Here is a 20184-nt window from a genome sequence, read left to right on the forward strand (position 1 = left end):
CCTTAGTTTCCTTGCGGCAATCCGTTCAGCTCAGCCTGCGTATTTTCAGGCGACACCAGCAGAGTAATTTCCACACGGCGGTTACGGGCGCGGTTTTCAGGCGTCGTGTTTGGTGCCACCGGGTTAATTTCGCCCCGCCCTTCCGCCTTCACGCGTTCAGGCTGCGAGAGGCTTCCCTGCAGCTGTTTTTGCACCGACCGGGCGCGTTCGAGAGAGAGTTCATAGTTGGAGGCAAAGCGCGCGCTGCGGATCGGCACGTTGTCGCTGTAGCCCACCACCAGAATTTTGCCGCTGACGTTATTCATCGCTTGCGCAATGCGGTTGATGACCGGCTCATAGCGGTCACGCACCACCGTCGAGGCCGAGGCGAACAGGCCGTCTCCTTTCAGGATCACCACGCTGCGATCCGCTTCATCCTTCACCGCCACCAGACCAGCATCGATTTCAGGCTTCAGGAAGCCGCGCAGGTTTAGTACCGCAGGCAGCTGGCGAGCGGGCTGCTGAATGGAGGTTTCCGGCAGCTGAGACTGATAAATCTTCGCCAGCACCGGGCTGGTGTTATCGCCCAGACGCCAGTTAAGCACGATATAAAACAGACAGGCGATAAACCCGACCAGCGCCACGCAGGCCCAGAGGGGGACCATCGGACGCCACAGCTTGCGCAGTACAGGACGATCTTCAGGGTGCACCGAGAGCGGCGGCGCGTAGCTGCCGCGCACGCTGCGGATCATCTGCCACAGTCGCTGTTTGATGGTTTCCAGCTGGGTGCGGCCATTATCCAGCACCCGATAGCGGCCCTCGAAACCGAGCAACAGGCAGTAGTTGATCATCTCCAGCAGCAGGATATGTTCACGCGGGTTCTGAGAAAGGCGCGCCAGCAGCTGGAAAAATTTTTCTCCGCCCCAGGTTTCGTTATGAAACGTGACCAGAAGGCCACTGCTGGACCAGACGCCGCTGCTGCCCCAGGGGGTGAGCGCGGCGGCTTCATCCAGCGCCGTACATAGACAGTAGCGGGCGCCGACAATCACTTCATACGGCAACCCTGCCTGCTGGCATCGCACTTCGAAACGGCGAATTTCGTCGATCAGACGCTGGCGCAACGCCACCTGATCGTCATGAGAAACCGAATGACGGATTTGTGGAATGGCGTTGAGCAGCGGGTTGGCAGCCGCCACCAGCTGATTATTGCCACTGGCTCCGGTAAACACAGCATCACTGCCGGTATCCTGTCGTTCCTGCATATTTAGTGCTCGCTTTATTATTCTGTCGGGCTACGGATGGCCCAAAACTCCATATCGAGACCCGGAAACTCCCCTGCGAGATGCAGAGCGAACGCACCGGACTTATCCATCTCGTGCCAAAGCTCACTGCCCTTCTCCAGCTCGAAATAGCTGTAGCCCGCGTGCCACGGTATTTGCGGCGGGGCGACCGGCATGGCGCGCAGCATAATGCCCGGCAGCTGTAGCTGAACCAGATCGCGGATTTTCGAGACCGGTGCCACCTTCATCTGGGCCGGGAAATGGGTTTGCAGGTGTTCGCCCGGCACGTTGGCTTTCACCGCCAGCACGAAGCCGAACTCGCGCACCATGCTGGTCTCCGGCACGGTAGCGATGTTAAGACCATGGGAACGCTCGTTGAGCGGCAGCTGGATGGCGTGATCTTCCATCACCAGCGACAGACCCTGACGCAGCATCAACATCAGCTTGCTGAAGCAGACCGCCAGATCGTCATGGTCATACACCGGGAGCACGCTCTCCGCTGTGCGTTGAGAGGTCCAGGTGGCAAGTTCCGTCGCAAACGGCAGCCAGCTGCGCCACAGCGTTTCCGGGTGGATCAGCGGCAGGGTTTTTAAATGGGATATCTCACCGAGATGACGGTTAACCAGCGAAAGCAGCGTGAACTCAATCAGTTCGGAGGTATTAAAGCGGCCGGGCTGGCGCAGACGTCCACCAATCTGCTGGCTGCGCTGGACCAGTAGCCCATGCAGATCGTTAATCATGCTGTAGATCTGCGGGCTGTTGTTGGCATTCAGCATCGGCGGAATGTAGCTGTTATCCAGCCGCACGTGGTTGTCGTTGCGTTTTTCGCTCACAAAGGCCACGCCGATAGCGGTCCACTCTGCCGTGAGATCTTTTTCCAGCATCAGGGTTAAACGCAGGCGGCCAAACTGTACCGTGGCATCGCCCACTGACATGGCATTATCGTCTTCGACGTCCTGTTCAAAAGCGAGGTAACGCGCCAGCGAGGCCTGCTCTTCACTGAAAATCACCTCTTCGCGTTCGCCGCGGCGAACCGGCAGCGCAAGCACCACCTTCTCATTGGTGAGATTGTCAGGGATCTTCAGCGGTACCGGGCCGTTGCGGCCGTTGCGCACCTGGAAAAACGTGCCGTCAGGCAGTAACCCGCTGCAGTAGCTCAGTGCAATGCAGCCCTGGCGGAGCATCGCGTCGTCCAGCTCAACGTCGAGAAAGCCCCACAGATACGATCGCTGCAGCGCACCCCATTCACGAATGTGGTTCAGCAGGTAACTTTCTGTCCGCTGAAAATGGTGTGGACGCAGGAACATGCCTTCGGTCCAGACGACCTTTTCTGCTTTCGTCATGATGATGTGTTTCCTGTTATGAAGCGCGTTACTGGCTGATGACCCGGATACCGTTCACGTCCAGGAAGACGTTGGCGATGAGTTCATCTGCGGACCCTTTCCAGAACTGGTAGAAATGGTTTTCGCCGGGAACAGGCAATGGGATTGAGACGCGCCATTTTTTCCCGTCCAGCGTCTGATATTCCGCCATCACGCCGATATAGCGTGCCTCGGGCGAGCTTTGTCCACTCAGGGTTTTCGAAAGCTGGCCCGGCATCAGGAAGAACACATCGCTGTTAAGCAGATTCGCGCCAAGCGTGGCTGACGCGTTGTTCTGCAGGGAATAGAAGTCGCTGGACATGAAATCCGCATCGGATTTCAGCAGCAGCACTCTGACCTTTAATGGCGCAGAATCATTGATTTGGGGGTGAGCCTGAAACTGCAGATTGTAGCGGGAGGGGTCGCTGTGTGAAGACGACGTACAACCACTCAACAGGGTGAAAATCACCGCAAAAAATGCTAACCCGAGCTGATGAAACGTTTTTGTATTCATAAAAAATACGCTCTTGAAACCCGTTTAGTTCAGGATCCAGGTGCCGTTTGCGCTGTCTTTGCAGGCTTTGCTGTTGCCATCGACGTCAACACAGGTTGCTTTCTTACGCGCTTTTGGACGGATCGCCTGTTTACGCACGGTGGCTTCGTACTGGTCGGCCTTGATGACGGCGCGCATTGGGACGTAACCAATCAGCTGTTCGTTCCCTTCGTCGGCAAGCGCCATCCAGAAGTGTTCAACCTGACCCAGCACCACGTAGGTTTTGCCGGTCTCGAGCGTGCGGATCACTTTTCCGCCGTAGTCCGGACGGCTCATCAGGGATGCGGGGTACATGGCGCGATAAGGCTCATTCACCTGGGTGAACTCTACCGGAGGCAGCACAACATGACGGTGAGTTAAGGTGACGCCGTTAACCTGACTGGTCACGATAGTATCGTCAGTGATCACAGGTTTCTGCGGCGCTTTACAGCCCGCCACCGCCATTACAAACAGAAGTGAAAACAGTACGCGCATTTTCATATGCTTTTCCGTAGCGATATTTCGATGATGGAGATAAGGAGATGAAGTTTGACTTAAGTGCTATTGTTAAAACAGTCAGGATATTTTCGGGGCGTTACTATTTTAAAGGCATAGCTACCGCACGAGCCCTTCAGAATAAGGCCCAGCGTCTTCCTGACATATTTTGACAAACGGTAAACAAGTTTACATGAGCTTCGCATCAATTCAATATTTACCGTTACGTAACTGTTGGTAAATGAAGCAGACGATAGATTATAGGATTAATCTTAATAAAAAATTATACATGGCCTACCCCCTTTAATTTATTCATCTCAAACCCATACAACCATTTGTTTTACATAACAAAAACACAAAAGAGAACCACTTTCATTAACGCAATGTCGCTATTATCGCCACTACCATAATTAGTAGAATTCGCGTATTGGTGATGTCAAAAGAACATATCGCCGATGAATTATTTGTTGCATTAACAGGGTATCTTTAATATTTCACGTACTTTACGCTCAGAATGGGCCTATTTCACTGATGCCGCCCGGCGTTAATTTCACGGCTCAAAATAACTTTATATTTCCCGCTATGATAATTTCCCTTTAAGGCATAAATTATATCCAATAATCATTAAGCCAGAGTTAACCTTCCTGCCATTATCGCCACCGAAAAATGCACGCGATTACCCGCCAGCTGTGAACATTGTCTATTTCTCCCGCTCAGGCGCTTCATTCGAAGTTTTACTGTTGCTACATCCTTGCCTGTTCACCACCATCTATCTCACCTACCGAGTGATAGATAAGATTTATTATTAAAATGATAAAAATTCGTTATAATTTCTTTAAATCTTTAAACATCACACCATATAAACCACTGTAATAAAAAGAATTCATAAGCAGCAATTTTCTCTACCGCATGCGCACAGCCAAACGGTCGTCATTGCTTACGCTTATTGTCCTCTGCAGTGCTTTTATGGGTCAGATGTTGTGTGACCGAACAAATCAGGAGTGGGTATGAACACGAAAAGACGCGCAGTTCCCGGTATCAGGCACTATGACGGCCCCGCCGGAGGCTGGGGCGCGTTAAAAGCGACGGCCATCGCGGTACGTACCCAAATGGATACCCTGGACGCTCCCGCGACGCTGCTGCGCACCAACCAGCCGGACGGTTTTGACTGCCCGGGCTGCGCGTGGCCTGATAAGGAACATAAATCGACGTTCCAGTTCTGCGAGAACGGCGCGAAGGCGGTGACCTGGGAAGCCACCAGCAAACGCGTTACCCCCGCGTTTCTGGCGGAAAACAGCGTCGCTTCGCTGCTGGCAAAATCGGACTTTGAGCTGGAAGGCTACGGTCGCCTGACGCATCCCCTGCGCTATGACCGGGCAAGCGATACCTTCCGCCCTGTCGACTGGGACGAGGCGTTTCAGCGTATCGGCGAAGTCTTGCGCGGGCTCGAACCGGACCAGGTCGAGTTCTATACCTCCGGGCGCGCCTCTAACGAAGCGGCATACCTGTTCCAGCTCTTTGCCCGCGAATACGGCACCAATAACTTTCCTGACTGCTCGAATATGTGCCACGAGGCCACCAGCGTCGGCTTGCCGCGATCTATCGGGATCGGGAAAGGCACCGTCTCACTGGACGACTTCGATAAGACCGAACTGGTGATCTCCATCGGCCATAACCCTGGCACCAACCATCCGCGAATGATGGGCACCCTTCATGAGCTGGCACGTCGCAACGTGCCGATTATCGTCTTTAACCCGCTGCGCGAGCGCGCCCTCGAACGTTTTGCGGACCCGCAGAGCGTGATTGAAATGGCGACCTACAGCTCCACGGATATCGCCTCGACCTATTTCCAGGTGAAAGCCGGGGGCGATGCCGCCGCGCTGAAAGGGATTGCTAAACACCTTCTGGAGATGGAGGCCGAACGCGGTGACGTGCTGGATCGCGCCTTTATTGCCGAACACACGCAGGGCATTGAGGACTTCAGCGCCGATATCGCGCAAACCCGCTGGGACGACATTGAGCGCGAGTCGGGCCTGAGCCAGGCGGCGCTTAAGAAGGTGGCCGAGGCCTATGCGAAATCAAATGCCACCATCATTACCTACGGGATGGGTATTACCCAGCACAATAAAGGCACGGCGAACGTCCGCCTGATTGCCGACGTGCTGCTGCTGCGCGGGAACATCGGCAAGCCCGGCGCGGGTATCTGCCCTCTGCGCGGCCACTCAAACGTGCAGGGTAACCGGACCGTCGGGATTAGCGAGAAACCCACACCGGCCTTCCTGAACCGTCTCAAGGACGTATTCGGCTTTGAGCCGCCGTCTCACCACGGACACGATGCGGTGCAGGCCACGCAGGCGATGATTGACGGTCGTGCGAAGGCGCTTATCTGCCTCGGCGGCAATTTTGCGGTTGCGATGCCCGATCATGAACGGGGCTTTCCGGCGATGGGTAACCTGGAGTTGAGCGTGCACGTTGGCACCAAGCTGAACCGTACCCATCTGCTGGTGGGCAAAGAGACCTTTATTTTCCCGTGTCTCGGCCGCACCGAGCTGGATATTCAGGCCACCGGCCGTCAGTCCATTACCGTTGAAGATTCCATGTCGATGGTGCACGCCTCGTCCGGCAAGCTGAAACCCGCCTCGCCGTTGCTGCGTTCGGAACCCGCTATCGTGGCGGGCCTGGCGAAAGCCACCCTGCCGGAATCCCGCGTGGACTGGCTGACGCTGGTTGAGGATTATGACCGTATCCGCGATCTGATTGAGCAGACCATTCCTGGGTTCGAGGACTATAACGCGCGGATCCGCGTTCCCGGGGGCTTCCGCATGCCGCTGCCGCCAACGCAGCGTATCTGGCCGACCGCGACGGGCAAAGCAATGTTCTCGGTATTCGAGGGGGGTCATGAGAACGCCAGCGGTGAAGGCGAGCATGTGCTGCGTCTGATTACGCTGCGCAGCCACGATCAGTACAACACGACCATTTATGCCCTGGACGACCGCTACCGTGGGGTCTTTGGCCGCCGCGACGTGCTGTTTATGAACGAAGACGATATGGCACACTCAGGGCTGGAGCATGGCGACCGCGTGGATATCGAAACCGCCCTGCCCGGCAGCGTTCAGCGCCTGGAGGACATTACCGTGGTGGCGTACAGCATCGCCCCGGGATCCGTCGGGGCCTATTACCCGGAGGCCAACGTGCTGGTGCCACTCGATTATCTCGACAAGGACAGCGGGACGCCGTCTTATAAATCCGTTCCGGTTCGCATCACCCTGCGCTCAAAAGAGATCCGCATGCTGTAAGGCTGCTCGCGCAGAGAAAACGATGGATATTAAACAGTTAAAATACTTAATCGCACTCGACGAGACCCGGCACTTTGGTAAAGCGGCCTCGCAGTGCAACGTTACCCAGCCGACCCTCTCCATGCGCATCCGCAGCCTGGAAGAGGAGCTGGGGCTGGTGCTGATTGTGCGCGGGCAGCGCTTTGAAGGGTTTACGCCAGAGGGTGAACGCATCCTCGCGTGGGCCCGCGCGCTGCTGGCCGCGCACGACGGGCTGCAGGCGGAAGCCGCGCTGTGCAAAGGCCAGGTGGTGGGTGAATTACGGCTTGGGATGGTACCGCTGGCGAGCGTGGATCCGATGATCTTTATTCGCCTGCTGACGCAAAAATACCCGGAGCTGACCTACAGCCTCTATTCCATGTCCTCAGCGCAGATTGCCGACGGGGTCAGCCGCAATCAGCTTGAGCTGGGAATTTGCTATCTCAACAGCATCGACACCAGCCTGTTTGACATTATCCAACTGCCAAAAACGAAGATGGGCCTGCTGCACGACATTCGCCATTTCCAGCCCGGCCAGGCAACGCTGACCTGGCACGACCTGACGGAATTTCCGCTGGGGTTCCTGACCAAAGGGATGCACTACCGGGCGCATATGGAGGCCAGCTTTAACGCTGCAGGCCTCGATCCGACGGCCGTTTTCGAGAGCGACTCGACGTTCCAGATCATTCAGGCGGTTCAGAGCGGCGTGTGCTGCGCCGTGATGCCGCTGAACAACGGGCTGGAGGCACTGAACAACAATTTCAGGATTGTCCCCATCGCCGAAGCGAACATTGAAGCGCCTGTCGGCCTGATTATGCGCAGGCAGAAACCCGTCTCCTCGCTGGCGCTACGCTGTTTTACCGATGCGAAGGAGATTTATCACGCGGACAATGAGGCGTAGGCCTCGCGCGTCACCACGCTAAAACCGCCGATCAGCACCGCGTCGCAACTCTCCCGATGTTCCGGTGAACTCACCAGCGCGTGGAGCGCATCGCGAATGGCATTAAGGGTTTCAGGCGAGGTGTTTTGCGAGGCGATCAGCGGCAGTCCAGGCGTCAGAGGGGTACGGTCAATGACCGCCAGCCCCGCGAGCCGTTCCGGCTCATGGCGCTGCAGCAGAGCCCAGGTTACGCAGTCGATGGCCGCAATATCCCCCACCCCGTCTTTTACATCAATCAGCGACTGGCGATGGCTGCCGCTGAAAATCACCCGTGAAAAATAGTCATTGACCGTATCAGGTGCCACTCGTCTTCGCAGCGTGTTGTAGCCGGACTGGGAATCCGGCGCATTACACACCACCCGCCGCCCACGGAAATCGTCAACGCGCAGGTGTTTATCTTCTTCCCGCACCACCAGCAGGCTGCGGTAAGCGATCCCTTCGCAGCCCGGCGCCGCATAATGAAAACAGCCGACGACCTGCACGTCCGGCAACTGTGTGACCAGCGGATAACCGCAGGTCTGGCTAAGGATGAGTCCAGGCTGCTGCCAGTGCGTCAGTAAGTTCTCTTCCGGGATGCCCGGCACAAGATCGCCCACCGGCACACCGCGTGCCAGCAGCAAAGCGTGCACAGCTCGCCACAGCGCGTCGGTATCAGCCCGATTGACGGCATACATCGGAAACGCCAGCAGGTTACTCATGCTCTTCTCGCTTTATCCCCGGATGAACCGTGACATCCACGGCCTTATCCCAAAACTGTCGCAGCCACTGGCCGTATCCCTTGACCACAAAACCGTGATTCCGCTGCTGATACACCGCGCGGTTTTGCTGGTAGAGCGCCTTCAGACCATACCAGGGCACGCCTGGCAGATCGTGATGCACTGAATGGTAGTTGAGATTCAGGAACAACACCTGCCAGAAGATCCCGGCTTCGTTAATGACCGATCGCGCGAGAGGATCGTCTGCAGCGCGGTGCTCGAGGAAAGAGCGCACTTTGGTGAGCGCCAGCGCGGGATAGCTCACCGCCAGCACAAACCAGACCGGTGAAAAACCAACATGGCGCATCCAGACAAACAGCCCTGCCAACAGCACGCCATGCACCAGCCACATCAACATCGCCCGCAGGTGCAGCTGGCGAAACACCGCCACGGCACTTCCCAGCGTCTGAACGATATCCAGCAACGGAGCCAGTAACAGCCGCCCCAGAAAAGTATTACGCACATGAATAATGCGCTTCTGCCAGGGCGTAAAACGCGCCCAGGTCTGTTCGGTAAAATAGTAGGATTCCGGATCGTCCACCGGTACCGTTAGATGATCGTTGCGGTGATGGGCCAGATGCGAGTCGCGGTACAGGCCATAGGGATACCAGACCGCCAGCGGCAGCGTACCGAAAAGCTGATTTAACCGGGGAAAGCGTGTCGGATGACCGTGGATCAGCTCATGCTGAAGCGACATATACCACGCGGTAAACCAGATCAGCAGCACCGTGGCAGGCAGTAAACCGAGCGTCTGCCAGTACGCCAGGGTGGTAAACCAGCCGGTATAGATAGCGATAATTAACAGCCAGGTGGGAAGCTCGCTTCGCCACAGAAACCGCGTGGCAAGCCAGTGAATATGTTCTCGCTGTTGCAGGTGTAAATAGTGACTCATTCCTTCCGATGCCGTTCCGCCTGTCATTCTGTGTCCTGACGATCCGGGAAAACGGCTGAAATAACAAAGAACTTAAATCGCTTTGCTTTGCCAGAAATGGCGTTTATGCGCTCTCTGCCTGTTGACTTATTTTGTAATAAAGCTACTTTTCAGGACATGAAAAAAATCCTGATTATTGTTCCCGACGGCGGCATGCTGTTTGAAGCCGCCGGTATCGCCGACATTCTGATGCAGGCCAACCGACTGCACCCGGAAGGTCTGTCTCACCCGTGTTACCGCATCATCATCGCCACCACGCAGCCCCATCAGGTAATCCACGGTCAATCCGGATTAAACCTGCTGGCAGATTATCGTCTGCCTGAACTGGATCCGCGTGAACCACTCGATACCATCATCATTACCGGCCGCGGCATGAATGACCTGGAGAGCACCGCCGTGGTGGACTGGCTGCATCTCGCTGCGCCCCATGCGCGTCGTATTGCCTCCATCTGCGGCGGCGCGATGCTGCTTGCGCAGAGCGGTTTGCTTGACGGACGGCGGGCAACCACACACTGGCGTCTGCTGGAGACGATGCAGGCCGCTTATCCGGCCATCAGGGTGGAAGGCGGCCCGATCTACGTTCAGGATGGGCCCATCTGGACCTCCGGTGGGGTCAGTTCCGGTTTCGACCTGACGCTGGCGCTGGTTGAAGACGATTACGGTTTCTCTCTCGCCCGCGACGTGGCGCAGGATATGGTGATGTACCTACGCCGTCCGGGCGGGCAGCTGCAGTTTAGCCGTTATAATTTGCAGCAGTCCGGCACCCAGGGGCCGATTAGCGAACTGCAAAGCTGGATCCTGCAAAACCTGACGGCCGATCTCTGCGTTGAGAGCCTGGCGGAAAGAGCGGCGATGAGTCCCCGTAATTTCACCCGCGTATTCACGCGGGATGCAGGGATCTCTCCGGCCCGCTACGTGACGGAAGCGCGTCTTGCCGCCGCCCGACAGCTGCTTGAGCAAACCAGCGATCCGCTGGAGCTGATTGCTGAGCAAAGCGGGTTTGGCACCAGCATCAACCTGCGTCGTGTTTTCGAGAAACAGCTTCATCTCACCCCAACGGAATATCGCCAGCGTTTCCACTGCCGCAAGATGGCGTAATGTGATCCTTTTTTGTCATTTACGCCATTCAGCCTGACGCCTACAGTGACTCCAGACAACAGAGATAAGGAGTGCATCATGGTTAAGGTCGGTATTAACGGTTTCGGCCGTATCGGACGTAATTTCCTGCGCGCGGCGCTGGGTAACCCGGATCTTCAGATTGTGGCCATTAACGATCTGACGGACAGCCAGACCCTCGCCCATTTGCTCAAATATGATTCCCTGCTCGGCACGCTGCAGGCACCCGTTGAGGCGGCTGACGGCGCGTTACAGGTGGACGGGCAGCGGCTCACCGTCTTCAGCGAACGCGATCCGGCAAACATCCCGTGGCGCGACGTCGGGGTGGACGTGGTGATTGAAGCCACCGGTTTCTTCACCGAACGCGAAAAGGCGGCGGTACATATCACCCACGGCGGCGCTAAGCGCGTCATCATCTCTGCACCGGGCAAAAACGATGACCTGACGGTGGTGATGGGTGTAAACCACGAGCTGTACGATCCGGCCCTGCACGCCGTCGTGAGTAACGGGAGTTGTACCACTAACGGACTGGCTCCGGCAGCACAGGTGCTGCATCAGCAGTTTGGTATTGAGCACGGCCTGATGAACACCACGCATGCTTATACCAACAGCCAGGCGCTGCACGACCAGCCGGAGAAAGATCTGCGCGGTGCACGTGCGGCGGCCCTGTCGATTGTGCCTTACTCCAGCGGCGCGGCGAAGGCGTTGGGGAAAGTGATCCCTTCTCTGGACGGTAAGCTGACCGGGTATTCTCTGCGTGTGCCGGTTCCGGTGGTGTCAATTGTGGATTTGACGGTAACGCTGAGCCGTAACGTGACCGCCGACGAGGTGAATGACGCGTTCCGTCAGGCCGCGGCTAGCGGACCCCTGAAAGGGATCCTGGGCTACAGCGATGAACCGCTGGTCTCCAGCGATTACCAGGGCGACCCGCGCTCCTCGATTATCGACGGGCTGTCGACGCTGGTGATTGGCGGCAACATGGTCAAAATTCTGGCGTGGTATGATAACGAGTGGGGATTCTCAAACCGCCTGGTGGATCTGGCGGTACTGATGGATAAGAAAGGGCTGTAAGCCTTACCTTGATGCCGGGTGGCGCTTGCGCTTACCCGGCAAATAATTTAATCCACTTTTACTTTCACGCCCATAAACACAATCACCATTGCCGTCACCAGCAGGAAACCGCTGCCCGCAAATACGCCGCTGGCACCGTTGAGGTCGAATACCGCCCCGCCACCCGCCGCGCCTGCGCTTATTGCCAGCTGAATAGAGGCTACCAGCAAACCGCCTGCACTTTCGGCTTCATCAGGGACGGTGGTTGCCAGCCAGGTTGACCAGCCCACCGGTACCAGGCCAAAGGCAAAGCCCCAAAGCGCAACCAGTAACCCATCCAGCATCGCCAGATGACCAAACGCGACCATCATCAGCGCCAGTACGCCCATGGCGAACGGCACCAGCGCCAGCGTCAGGCGCAGATTTCGTGCCAGCAGATGTCCGGCAATGGAGGTGCCGATAAAGTTGGCGATACCAAAGCCAAGCAGGATCAGCGAAATCGTCTCTACGCTTGCCTGACCGACGGTCTCCAGGAACGGGCGCAGATAGGTAAAGAAAGCAAAATGGCCGCTGAAAATCAGAATGGTTGCCAGCATCCCGCCGATCATCCCCGGACGACGCAGCACCCGGAACAGGGTTCCCAGGCTGCCGCTGCTCTCCGGCTTCATCGACGGCAGGACCCAGACCTGCCACAGCAGAGCCGCCACGCTCGGCACTATGCAGAGAACAAAGACGTTACGCCAGCCTATCAGGCTGCCCAGATAACTTCCCAGCGGCGCCGCGACAACTGTTGCAATGGACACGCTGGAGAAAATCACCGCCAGCGCTTTCGGCACCTTATCGGCAGGTACCAGCCGCATCGCCGTAGCGGTCGACATCGCCCAGAATCCCCCGATAGCAACGCCCAGCAGCAAGCGCCCCATCAGCAAAACGTGCAGGGTTGGCGCAAAGGCCACCAGCAGGCTGGAGATAATTTGCAGCACCGAAAAGAACATCAACACCCAGCGACGGTCGATACTTTTGGTGGCTGGCGTAATCAGCAAACCGGTGACCAGCGCCACCAGCGCCGTTGCCGTGACGGCCTGCCCGGCCATCCCCTCCGTTACGCCGAGACTGGCAGCCATTGGCGTGAGCAAACTGGCGGGCAGAAACTCCGCCGTGATCAAACCAAATACGCCCAGCCCCAGCGAATAGACCGCTCGCCAGGCGGGTTTTGCAGGCGCTATCGCCTCGCTCGCCGCGACACATGAACTCATCTGTTGATCTCCCGTTATCAAAATGTGACTAATGTCGCAAAAGCATAGAGTGTTCCCCATGGACGATCTATGACATATAATCTCCACTTATTGATTATTCGTCCGGAGTTGTGCGATGACCGTTCATTCACCCGATTTGATCAGCGAGCTTTTACGCGGCATGCGCCTTTCTGGGGTGAAATACCGGCGAATTGAAGCCAGCGCGCCATTTGGTGTGGCGTTCCATCAGGCGCCCGGTAAGGCGCAGTTCCATTTCGTCAGCCACGGCAGCGCGCTGCTGCGTATGGAGAGTGGCGCAACCTTTGAATTAAGCGGTGGCGATGCGCTCTTTATCCCGAACGGCAACGCCCATGCCTTGCTCTCTGACGCGCAGGCTCCCCTTACCCCGGTGAATGCCTTTCCCAGCGAGCCTATCTGCAGCTCGGTCTGCGCGATTGCCTGTGAGCCCTGCCCGGACGGCGAGAACACGATTATCTTTAGCGGATGCATGGATTTTGAGCTGGGCGGGATGCAGCCGCTGATCAAGGCCATGCCGGAAGTGATGATGGTGAGCAGGCTGATGTCCACCTGGCCGGAGATCCACCCGTTGCTGGCTGCCATGGAGCGAGAATCCATGACCCGTCAGGTGGGGTTTGCCGGGATCCTGGCACGTCTGGCTGACGTCGTCGCGGCGCTGATTGTGCGGGGCTGGGTCGAAGCCGGATGCGGTAAAGCCACGGGGTGGGTGCAGGTGCTGCGCGATCCCCGCCTCAGCAGAGCGATATACGCCATGCATCAGCAGCCCGGCCTGAACTGGAGCGTGGCGGATCTGGCCAAAGAAGCGGGCACCTCCCGCTCCGTGTTTGCCGAACGGTTTCTGGCCGCGACGGGGACCACCCCGGCAAAGTATCTCAGCGAGCTGAGAATGCGGCTGGCTATTCAGTACATCCGTCATGAAAACCAGCCCATCGAAACGGTCGCGCTGCGTCTGGGTTACGGGTCTCTGGCAGCATTTAGCCGGGCATTTAAGCGCATTATTGGACATGCGCCGGGCACGCTGCGGGAAGCCAGCCAGACCCCGGAAGAGGTCTGACTGACCGACCGGCTAGCATCAGAAATAGTATTTAAAGCGCACGCGGCCACCGTAGCGGTCGTCGTTTTTATTGTCACCCTCTTTTGGTGATGCGTTGACCCAGGATGCATACGCGCCCAGATAGATGTTGAAGTTTTTCATCTTCATGACGTTCGGGATCAGGTACGACGTATGGATCGTATGAATGTCGTACTCGCCCGGGTCGGTGATCCAGCAGTCGTTTTCACACTCGGCGTCAAACGTTGAGGTATTAAACTCGTCGATTTCGTTATGGGCGTAGATATAGCCCAGTTCGAAATTATGCCATAAGGCATTAATGCCTGAGGTAAAATCGGTTTCGCCCGTCGCGTCCAGGTAAGCCGTATTGAGGTTCATGACCACGCCATTTTCCGGATCGGTTTTGAGCCCGTCCCAGGTCAGAGTAAATCCGTAGCCGGTTCGGTCTGACTGATCGACCCAGCGGCCTGCGTCGTCACGATAGCCGTAAGCGTTGTTCACCAGGTTGCTCTCCATGGCCACCGCAGTTGAAAACGGTCCATTTTGCCATGAGATGACCGGACGCACGTAGGCCACATTTTTATCGTTCTCAAGCTCTGCGCCGTGATAGCGTTGGTCGACGTACAAATCGCTGCCGTCTTTGAACAGGGTATTCAGCTCAAAATACCAGTTATCCAGCGTCTTGCTCATCAGGAAGTTGCCCCCGCTGTCGGTTCGCCCGCGCCCTTCTTTTAGCATATAGATATAGCCGTAGCCGTCGCTGTAGAGATCGTCCGCGGTATTTCCTGAGTATTCCACAAAAGTATCCTGATTGAGCGGGAACATATCGTAGGCCTCGAAGCGCCCGACCTTAATTTCCCAGTCGTTCTCAGCGCCAAAGAAGAATACGGCATCATCGAGATACATTTTTCCGACAAGATCGCCGAGAGGCTGAACGGAGAAACCAGCAAAATTGCCGTTATCCATTTTACGATAACCGTCAAAGCCTAATAAAATACGTCCATTAATATCCCAACGTTCCTTATCTCCCGGAGCCCAGTCGCTATTAGCACTTTGCTTAATAGACGTCAGGCTGCCTGTTTTACTGGCGGCATCCATATTAAATTCAACGTCGCCATAAAATTTAATATCACCATATCCCGAAAGCGTCAGTTTTGGCGGTGCCGTCCCGCTCACCGGTTCTTCCGATTGTACAACCACAGCGGATGCAGCCTGCGCCGCGGTCGCCTGCTGCTGTTTAAGCTCCTGAATTTGCGCTTCTAGTTGCGCCAGTTTTTCTTCTACGCTTGTCGAGGGTTGTGCAGCGAAAAGTGCGCCAGAATAGAACGCACTCATCAGAATTACCGTTTTCTTTAATTTCATAGAATCCATCCTGATTATAGAAGTGAATACCTAAATAGTGAACCTCGCCATTTCGACCAAATACCATCGGAGGTACCATTATGTTTTTTGATAAGCTAATTATGAATTTTAACTTGTGTGATCGGCATAGAAGAAACATCTCACGATTAATAAAAGAAAGACAACCCACTTCACACTCTTATTTTATTAACCACACCTATATTTTAATGTGGAATATATATGATTATTTAAAGGTATAATTTTTTTAATTCCATTCACATAACAAATTCATTCCTATCGGACGGGCCGGACGAAGCGGTAAATCGTCTGGTTATGTGAAAAATGGGATATTCAACACGCGAAGCGGGCAATATTCGTCTAAGGTTTTCAGGTGATTGACAACAGCGGTCACGCTGTTTAGTGAAGACAGGAGACGAACTCATGATAAGACCTCGTACACTACGCCCTGCGTTCTTGCAGCTTGCGCTGGGAGGCGCGCTGCTCGGCGTAACAGCATTCGCTTATGCTGACCAGCCCCCTACAACCCAGACAACCTCACCCGATATTTTGCTGGGTCCTCTGTTTAATGATGTGCAAAGTGCCAAACTGTTTCCCGATCAAAAAACGTTTGCTGATGCCGTACCCAAAAGCGACCCGCTGATGATCCTGGCGGATTATCGGATGCAGCACGCCCAGTCCAGCTTTGACTTACGCCACTTTGTCGAGATGAACTTCACGCTCCCCGCGGAAGGTGAAAAATATGTTCCGCCTGCTGGACAAAGTTTGCGTGAGCATATTGACGATCTCTGGCCTGTACTGACCCGCACCACCGATAAAGCCAGCAACAAGTGGGATTCGCTCCTGCCGCTACCGAAACCTTACGTGGTGCCCGGCGGGCGTTTCCGCGAGGTGTATTACTGGGACAGCTATTTCACCATGCTCGGCCTGGCCGAAAGCGGCCACTGGGACAAAATCAGCGATATGGTGGACAACTTCGCCTATGAAATTGACACCTTCGGCCACATTCCTAACGGCAACCGCAGCTATTACCTGAGCCGTTCGCAGCCGCCGTTCTTCTCCCTGATGGTCGAACTGCTGGCGACGCATGATAAAGATGCGTTGAAAAAGTACCGTCCACAGATGGAAAAAGAGTATGCCTACTGGATGGAGGGCGTCGATGGCCTGCAGCCGGGCCAGGCTAACAAACGCGTGGTGAAGCTGGATGACGGGACAATCCTCAACCGCTACTGGGATGACCGCGATACCCCGCGTCCTGAATCCTGGCTCGATGATGTAAACACCGCTAAAAACAACCCTAACCGCCCGGCGACGGAAATTTACCGCGATCTGCGCTCGGCAGCCGCGTCAGGCTGGGACTTTAGCTCCCGCTGGATGGACGATCCGCAAAAGCTTGGCACCATCCGCACCACCAGCATTGTGCCGGTGGACCTGAACGCCCTGATGTTCAAGATGGAGAAGCTACTGGCACGGGCAAGCCAGGAGGATGGCGATACCGCCGGTGCGAGCAAATATGACGCGCTGGCCACTTCGCGCCAGAAGGCCATCGAGAGCCATCTGTGGAATGAAAAAGAGGGCTGGTACGCGGATTACGATCTCAAGAGTAAAAAGGTGCGTAATCAGCTCACCGCCGCAGCCCTGTTCCCGCTTTACGTGAAGGCGGCGGCACAGGACCGCGCGGATAAAGTGGCTGCAGCGACCTCTTCACGCCTGCTGAAGCCGGGCGGCATTACGACCACCACCATCAACAGCGGCCAGCAGTGGGATGCGCCAAACGGCTGGGCACCGCTGCAGTGGGTTGCAACGGAAGGATTGCAGAACTATGGACAGGACAAAGTGGCGATGGACGTGACCTGGCGCTTCCTGAAAAACGTTCAGCACACCTACGACCGCGAGAAGAAGCTGGTGGAGAAGTATGACGTCTCGTCTACCGGCACAGGCGGAGGCGGCGGTGAATATCCGTTGCAGGATGGATTTGGCTGGAGCAACGGCGTGACGCTCAAGATGCTGGACCTGGTTTGTCCGAAAGAGAAACCGTGCGACAGCGTGCCGGAGAATCAGCCTGCGGCGAATGATGACGCCGCGCCTGCGAAAAGCGCGGCGCAGTAAGGGTATTGCCGGGTGGCGGCTACGCCTTACCCGGCCTACACGTGCTCCCCCTCTCCCTCAAGGGAGAGGGGTAAAGCTCATCAGAAGCTGTAACTCGCCCCTAACTGGAACGTCCGGTCACGCCCAATCCAGCAGTTGGTTGCGTCGTAACAGGTCAGCGTCTCTTTATTGGTGATGTTCTGCGCGCTGGCTTTCACCGTCAGCCCTTCCAGAGACGGCAGGACTTCGCCCATGCGGTAAGAGGCCGCCAGATCGTACTGCGTGGTGCCCCCAAGTTTGCCCGCATCGTTACTCGGTGAAATTTCCATCGGCCCGGTATAGCGCGCGCCAGCCCCCAGCATTAACCCTTTCAGCGGCGTACTGTCGAAGGTGTAATCGCCCCACAGGTTAAAGGCATTCTCCGGCACCTGTGTTGGACGCTTGCCCTGGTATTTATCATCTTCCGTATTGATCGCGTGGGTGTAAGCGTAGTTCGCAATCAGCGTCAGGTTATCCGTCGGACGGCTGACCGCCGACAGCTCAGCCCCTTTGGATTCCACTTCCCCGGTCTGACGGTAGTTGAGGAAGCCGGGATCGGAGGTGACGACATTTTTCTGGCGAATGTTAAACACCGATGCGGTAAAGGTGGTGGCGTAGTCCGCCAGCAGGTATTTCACCCCGCCCTCAACCTGCTTGCTGGTGGTTGGCTTGACGTCTTTGGCGACGAGCGTCCCCTGTGGGGATACCGGTGCAAAGCCTTCGGAATAGCTGATGAACGGCGAAATCCCGTTGTCGAAGGCGTAAAGCGCCCCCAGACGTTTGGTGACCCGATCCTGAGAGACATACGCTTTGTCGCCGTTTTGCAGGTAATTCGTGGTCACGGAGCGGTAATCGTCATAGCGCAGGCTACCCAGCAGGTTTAATCCGCCGAACTCCACCTGATCCTGCAGGTAATAACCGTTCTGCTGATAGCTCAGACGGTTTTTCTGGGCGGTATACAGCCCCAGCGCGCCTTCATCGATCTGCGCGTGGTCAGGATTGCGCATATCAATACCAGGTGTTGAGGAGGCGTATCGGTAGTGGAAGTGCGAGTTCAGCTTCTGATAGTCAAACCCGGCCAGCAGATGATGTTTCCAATCCCCCAGCGCAACCGTTTTGGTGACCTGGTTGTCGATGTTGAAGCTCTGAAGGTCTTCATCCGTGGTGTAAGCAAAGCGATTGAGTTGATAGACCTCGCTCCCAGGCCCGGTTGAATAGACACTGCGCTGATGGGTGTCCACGTCGAAATAGCGCGCTTTCTGATTAAAGCCCCAGCCGCTATCAAACTCATGTTCAAAGCTGTAGCCCAGCATCCACTGGCGCTGTTTGAATCCGCTCCACTCGTCTCCGGCATAGTCCCGGCGATCGGCATAGCTCGAGCGCAGATAGGCGAGCGGCAGCGGGTCGGACGGCGACAGGCTCGGGGTATTTTGCGCCAGCGCATCAATGGTGAGACGCGTTTTGCTGTCCGGCTGCCAGGTCACTGACGGTGCCACGAGGTAGTTTTCGTAGCGCGTGGTGTGCGGCTGGTCGTCATTTTCCGTCGCTTTCCCCAGCAGACGGTAATTCCAGTCGCTGTCAGCGATTTGCCCGGTTGAATCGAGGTAGCCCTCTTTCAGGTTACGGGTGCCGGTGTTAAAACCCACCTCGGTACGGGACGCTTGTTGCGGCTTCTTACTTTGAATATTCACCAGCCCACCCGGCGAGCCGCCACCGTACAGCACTGAAGAGGGACCTTTCAGAATATCAACGCTCTCAATCAGCAGCGGATCGATGCGCGCTTTGGTGTTACCGGTGACGTTATACGGCAGTTGCAGACCATTATAGAATTCCTGGTCAACGGTAAACCCGCGGATTTTGTATTCGCTCATGTACGAGGTACTGCCCCTCACCTCGGTCGAGACGCCCGGGGCATAGCGCAGGATTTCATTCACGGAGTTCGCGTGACGCTTTTCTATCTCCTGCTCAGAAAGGGTATTGATCACCTGCGGCGTTTTACTTTCAGCCACCGCCGATTTGGTCGCACTGTTCGTCCATGAAGGAAGCGCGCTGCCCTGCTCTGCGCCCGTGACTACAATAGTCGATTCTTCGGCAAAAGCCTGTGCCTGCAATGCCAGCGCCACGGCTCCTGCCAACGCACATAACGCAAAACGTGAGGTATTCATAATTGTCGTCTTTGTTATAGATAGTACTGGGAACGACAATTATTATCATTTCGATTAGCAAATCAATACGCGGATAAAAAAAACGGCCCTCAGGTGAGAGCCGCTTGTGAAGATGTTATGCCCGTCGGAGTAACCGGAATATGCCCAGTACAACGATCGCGCCGACCACCGCGACCAGGAAACTGTGGAGATCGAAACCGCTGATGCTGCCGCCAAAGCCAAACATCGTTGCCAGCCAGCCGCCGACAACCGCCCCGACCACACCGAGTACACAGGTCAGAATAAAGCCGCCACCATCATTTCCCGGCATGATCAATTTGGCGATAGCGCCGGCAATAAGACCAAAGATAATCCAGGCGATGATACCCATAGCGATGCCCTCTTGCAGGTTTAACGCATGCACGGAAAACCTTCCGCGCTGGTGACTTAAGTATAGGTCATCGCCCGAAAATCAT

Annotated in this window: 16 protein-coding genes; 6 read left to right on the forward strand and 10 right to left on the reverse strand. The window is 56.1% G+C overall.

What is annotated here, in order from left to right:
- Positions 1-2: 2 nt before the first annotated feature.
- Genes HV355_RS01920 through HV355_RS01935 form a run of 4 tightly spaced genes read right to left on the reverse strand, consistent with a single transcriptional unit; the run spans position 3 to position 3653 of the window.
- Positions 3-1241: a DotU family type VI secretion system protein gene (locus HV355_RS01920; protein WP_089601490.1), complete on the reverse strand. Its 1239-nt coding sequence runs from the start codon at positions 1239-1241 to the stop codon at positions 3-5.
- 17 nt (positions 1242-1258) lie between these two features.
- Positions 1259-2602 carry a type VI secretion system baseplate subunit TssK gene (gene tssK, locus HV355_RS01925; RefSeq protein ID WP_010432817.1) on the reverse strand — a complete coding sequence of 448 codons (1344 nt, stop codon included), beginning with the start codon at positions 2600-2602 and terminating at the stop codon, positions 1259-1261.
- 28 nt (positions 2603-2630) lie between these two features.
- Positions 2631-3134 (reverse strand): type VI secretion system lipoprotein TssJ, encoded by a 504-nt coding sequence (gene tssJ / locus HV355_RS01930; RefSeq protein WP_108417624.1) that lies wholly within the window; start codon positions 3132-3134, stop codon positions 2631-2633.
- Between the two features lie 24 nt (positions 3135-3158).
- Positions 3159-3653 (reverse strand): SH3 domain-containing protein, encoded by a 495-nt coding sequence (locus tag HV355_RS01935; RefSeq protein WP_120158019.1) that lies wholly within the window; start codon positions 3651-3653, stop codon positions 3159-3161.
- A gap of 1001 nt (positions 3654-4654) precedes the next feature.
- Between HV355_RS01935 and HV355_RS01940 the strand changes: the two genes are divergently transcribed.
- Both HV355_RS01940 and HV355_RS01945 read left to right on the forward strand, forming a co-directional pair.
- Positions 4655-6943: an FdhF/YdeP family oxidoreductase gene (locus tag HV355_RS01940; RefSeq protein WP_182400756.1), complete on the forward strand. Its 2289-nt coding sequence runs from the start codon at positions 4655-4657 to the stop codon at positions 6941-6943.
- 22 nt (positions 6944-6965) lie between these two features.
- Complete coding sequence (locus HV355_RS01945; RefSeq protein ID WP_182400757.1) at positions 6966-7862, forward strand: LysR family transcriptional regulator; 897 nt, start codon at positions 6966-6968, stop codon at positions 7860-7862.
- On the opposite strand, the gene HV355_RS01950 is transcribed toward HV355_RS01945, so the two are convergent.
- Together HV355_RS01950 and HV355_RS01955 are read right to left on the reverse strand one after the other, a co-directional pair.
- Positions 7841-8599 carry a PhnD/SsuA/transferrin family substrate-binding protein gene (locus HV355_RS01950; RefSeq protein ID WP_182400758.1) on the reverse strand — a complete coding sequence of 253 codons (759 nt, stop codon included), beginning with the start codon at positions 8597-8599 and terminating at the stop codon, positions 7841-7843. The genes HV355_RS01945 and HV355_RS01950 overlap by 22 nt on opposite strands.
- The gene (locus tag HV355_RS01955; protein WP_182400759.1) at positions 8592-9548 is read right to left on the reverse strand and encodes a fatty acid desaturase; all 957 of its coding nucleotides are present in this window, start codon (positions 9546-9548) and stop codon (positions 8592-8594) included. The genes HV355_RS01950 and HV355_RS01955 overlap by 8 nt, the downstream gene beginning before the upstream one ends.
- Positions 9549-9704: 156 nt before the next feature.
- Here HV355_RS01955 and HV355_RS01960 point away from each other — a divergent pair, with 156 nt between their 5' ends.
- On the forward strand, positions 9705-10685 hold the full coding sequence (locus HV355_RS01960) for a helix-turn-helix domain-containing protein (RefSeq protein WP_182400760.1): 981 nt from the start codon (positions 9705-9707) through the stop codon (positions 10683-10685).
- 78 nt (positions 10686-10763) lie between these two features.
- Complete coding sequence (gap, locus tag HV355_RS01965; protein ID WP_148399891.1) at positions 10764-11774, forward strand: type I glyceraldehyde-3-phosphate dehydrogenase; 1011 nt, start codon at positions 10764-10766, stop codon at positions 11772-11774.
- A 47-nt stretch (positions 11775-11821) separates the two neighbouring features.
- Here the strand turns inward: gap and HV355_RS01970 are convergent, their stop codons facing one another.
- Positions 11822-13009 (reverse strand): MFS transporter, encoded by a 1188-nt coding sequence (locus tag HV355_RS01970; protein ID WP_182400761.1) that lies wholly within the window; start codon positions 13007-13009, stop codon positions 11822-11824.
- 115 nt (positions 13010-13124) lie between these two features.
- Here HV355_RS01970 and HV355_RS01975 point away from each other — a divergent pair, with 115 nt between their 5' ends.
- Positions 13125-14081: an AraC family transcriptional regulator gene (locus HV355_RS01975; RefSeq protein WP_182400762.1), complete on the forward strand. Its 957-nt coding sequence runs from the start codon at positions 13125-13127 to the stop codon at positions 14079-14081.
- Between the two features lie 18 nt (positions 14082-14099).
- Here the strand turns inward: HV355_RS01975 and HV355_RS01980 are convergent, their stop codons facing one another.
- Positions 14100-15440: a carbohydrate porin gene (locus HV355_RS01980; protein ID WP_182400763.1), complete on the reverse strand. Its 1341-nt coding sequence runs from the start codon at positions 15438-15440 to the stop codon at positions 14100-14102.
- A 420-nt stretch (positions 15441-15860) separates the two neighbouring features.
- Here HV355_RS01980 and HV355_RS01985 point away from each other — a divergent pair, with 420 nt between their 5' ends.
- Positions 15861-17546 (forward strand): alpha,alpha-trehalase, encoded by a 1686-nt coding sequence (locus HV355_RS01985; protein WP_182400764.1) that lies wholly within the window; start codon positions 15861-15863, stop codon positions 17544-17546.
- An 80-nt stretch (positions 17547-17626) separates the two neighbouring features.
- On the opposite strand, the gene HV355_RS01990 is transcribed toward HV355_RS01985, so the two are convergent.
- Both HV355_RS01990 and HV355_RS01995 read right to left on the reverse strand, forming a co-directional pair.
- A complete protein-coding gene (locus HV355_RS01990; RefSeq protein ID WP_182400765.1) occupies positions 17627-19729 on the reverse strand; it encodes a TonB-dependent siderophore receptor in 2103 nt (700 codons plus the stop codon).
- Positions 19730-19844: 115 nt separating this feature from the next.
- Complete coding sequence (locus tag HV355_RS01995; protein WP_010432765.1) at positions 19845-20099, reverse strand: GlsB/YeaQ/YmgE family stress response membrane protein; 255 nt, start codon at positions 20097-20099, stop codon at positions 19845-19847.
- Between the last annotated feature and the right edge of the window lie 85 nt (positions 20100-20184).

The sequence above is a fragment of the Enterobacter sp. RHBSTW-01064 genome (assembly GCF_014103035.1).
GTDB classification, from domain to species: Bacteria; Pseudomonadota; Gammaproteobacteria; order Enterobacterales; family Enterobacteriaceae; genus Enterobacter; species Enterobacter mori.

Excerpts from the sequence above, each read along its gene's own strand:
- HV355_RS01955 (WP_182400759.1), bottom strand. The coding sequence starts at position 9,548 with ATGAGTCACTATTTACACCTGCAACAGCGAGAACATATTCACTGGCTT.
- HV355_RS01960 (WP_182400760.1), top strand. The coding sequence starts at position 9,705 with ATGAAAAAAATCCTGATTATTGTTCCCGACGGCGGCATGCTGTTTGAA.
- HV355_RS01995 (WP_010432765.1), bottom strand. The coding sequence starts at position 20,099 with ATGGGTATCATCGCCTGGATTATCTTTGGTCTTATTGCCGGCGCTATC.
- gap (WP_148399891.1), top strand. The coding sequence starts at position 10,764 with ATGGTTAAGGTCGGTATTAACGGTTTCGGCCGTATCGGACGTAATTTC.
- HV355_RS01940 (WP_182400756.1), top strand. The coding sequence starts at position 4,655 with ATGAACACGAAAAGACGCGCAGTTCCCGGTATCAGGCACTATGACGGC.
- HV355_RS01935 (WP_120158019.1), bottom strand. The coding sequence starts at position 3,653 with ATGAAAATGCGCGTACTGTTTTCACTTCTGTTTGTAATGGCGGTGGCG.
- HV355_RS01945 (WP_182400757.1), top strand. The coding sequence starts at position 6,966 with ATGGATATTAAACAGTTAAAATACTTAATCGCACTCGACGAGACCCGG.
- HV355_RS01975 (WP_182400762.1), top strand. The coding sequence starts at position 13,125 with ATGACCGTTCATTCACCCGATTTGATCAGCGAGCTTTTACGCGGCATG.
- HV355_RS01950 (WP_182400758.1), bottom strand. The coding sequence starts at position 8,599 with ATGAGTAACCTGCTGGCGTTTCCGATGTATGCCGTCAATCGGGCTGAT.
- HV355_RS01970 (WP_182400761.1), bottom strand. The coding sequence starts at position 13,009 with ATGAGTTCATGTGTCGCGGCGAGCGAGGCGATAGCGCCTGCAAAACCC.
- HV355_RS01985 (WP_182400764.1), top strand. The coding sequence starts at position 15,861 with ATGATAAGACCTCGTACACTACGCCCTGCGTTCTTGCAGCTTGCGCTG.
- HV355_RS01990 (WP_182400765.1), bottom strand. The coding sequence starts at position 19,729 with ATGAATACCTCACGTTTTGCGTTATGTGCGTTGGCAGGAGCCGTGGCG.
- tssK (WP_010432817.1), bottom strand. The coding sequence starts at position 2,602 with ATGACGAAAGCAGAAAAGGTCGTCTGGACCGAAGGCATGTTCCTGCGT.
- HV355_RS01920 (WP_089601490.1), bottom strand. The coding sequence starts at position 1,241 with ATGCAGGAACGACAGGATACCGGCAGTGATGCTGTGTTTACCGGAGCC.
- HV355_RS01980 (WP_182400763.1), bottom strand. The coding sequence starts at position 15,440 with ATGAAATTAAAGAAAACGGTAATTCTGATGAGTGCGTTCTATTCTGGC.
- tssJ (WP_108417624.1), bottom strand. The coding sequence starts at position 3,134 with ATGAATACAAAAACGTTTCATCAGCTCGGGTTAGCATTTTTTGCGGTG.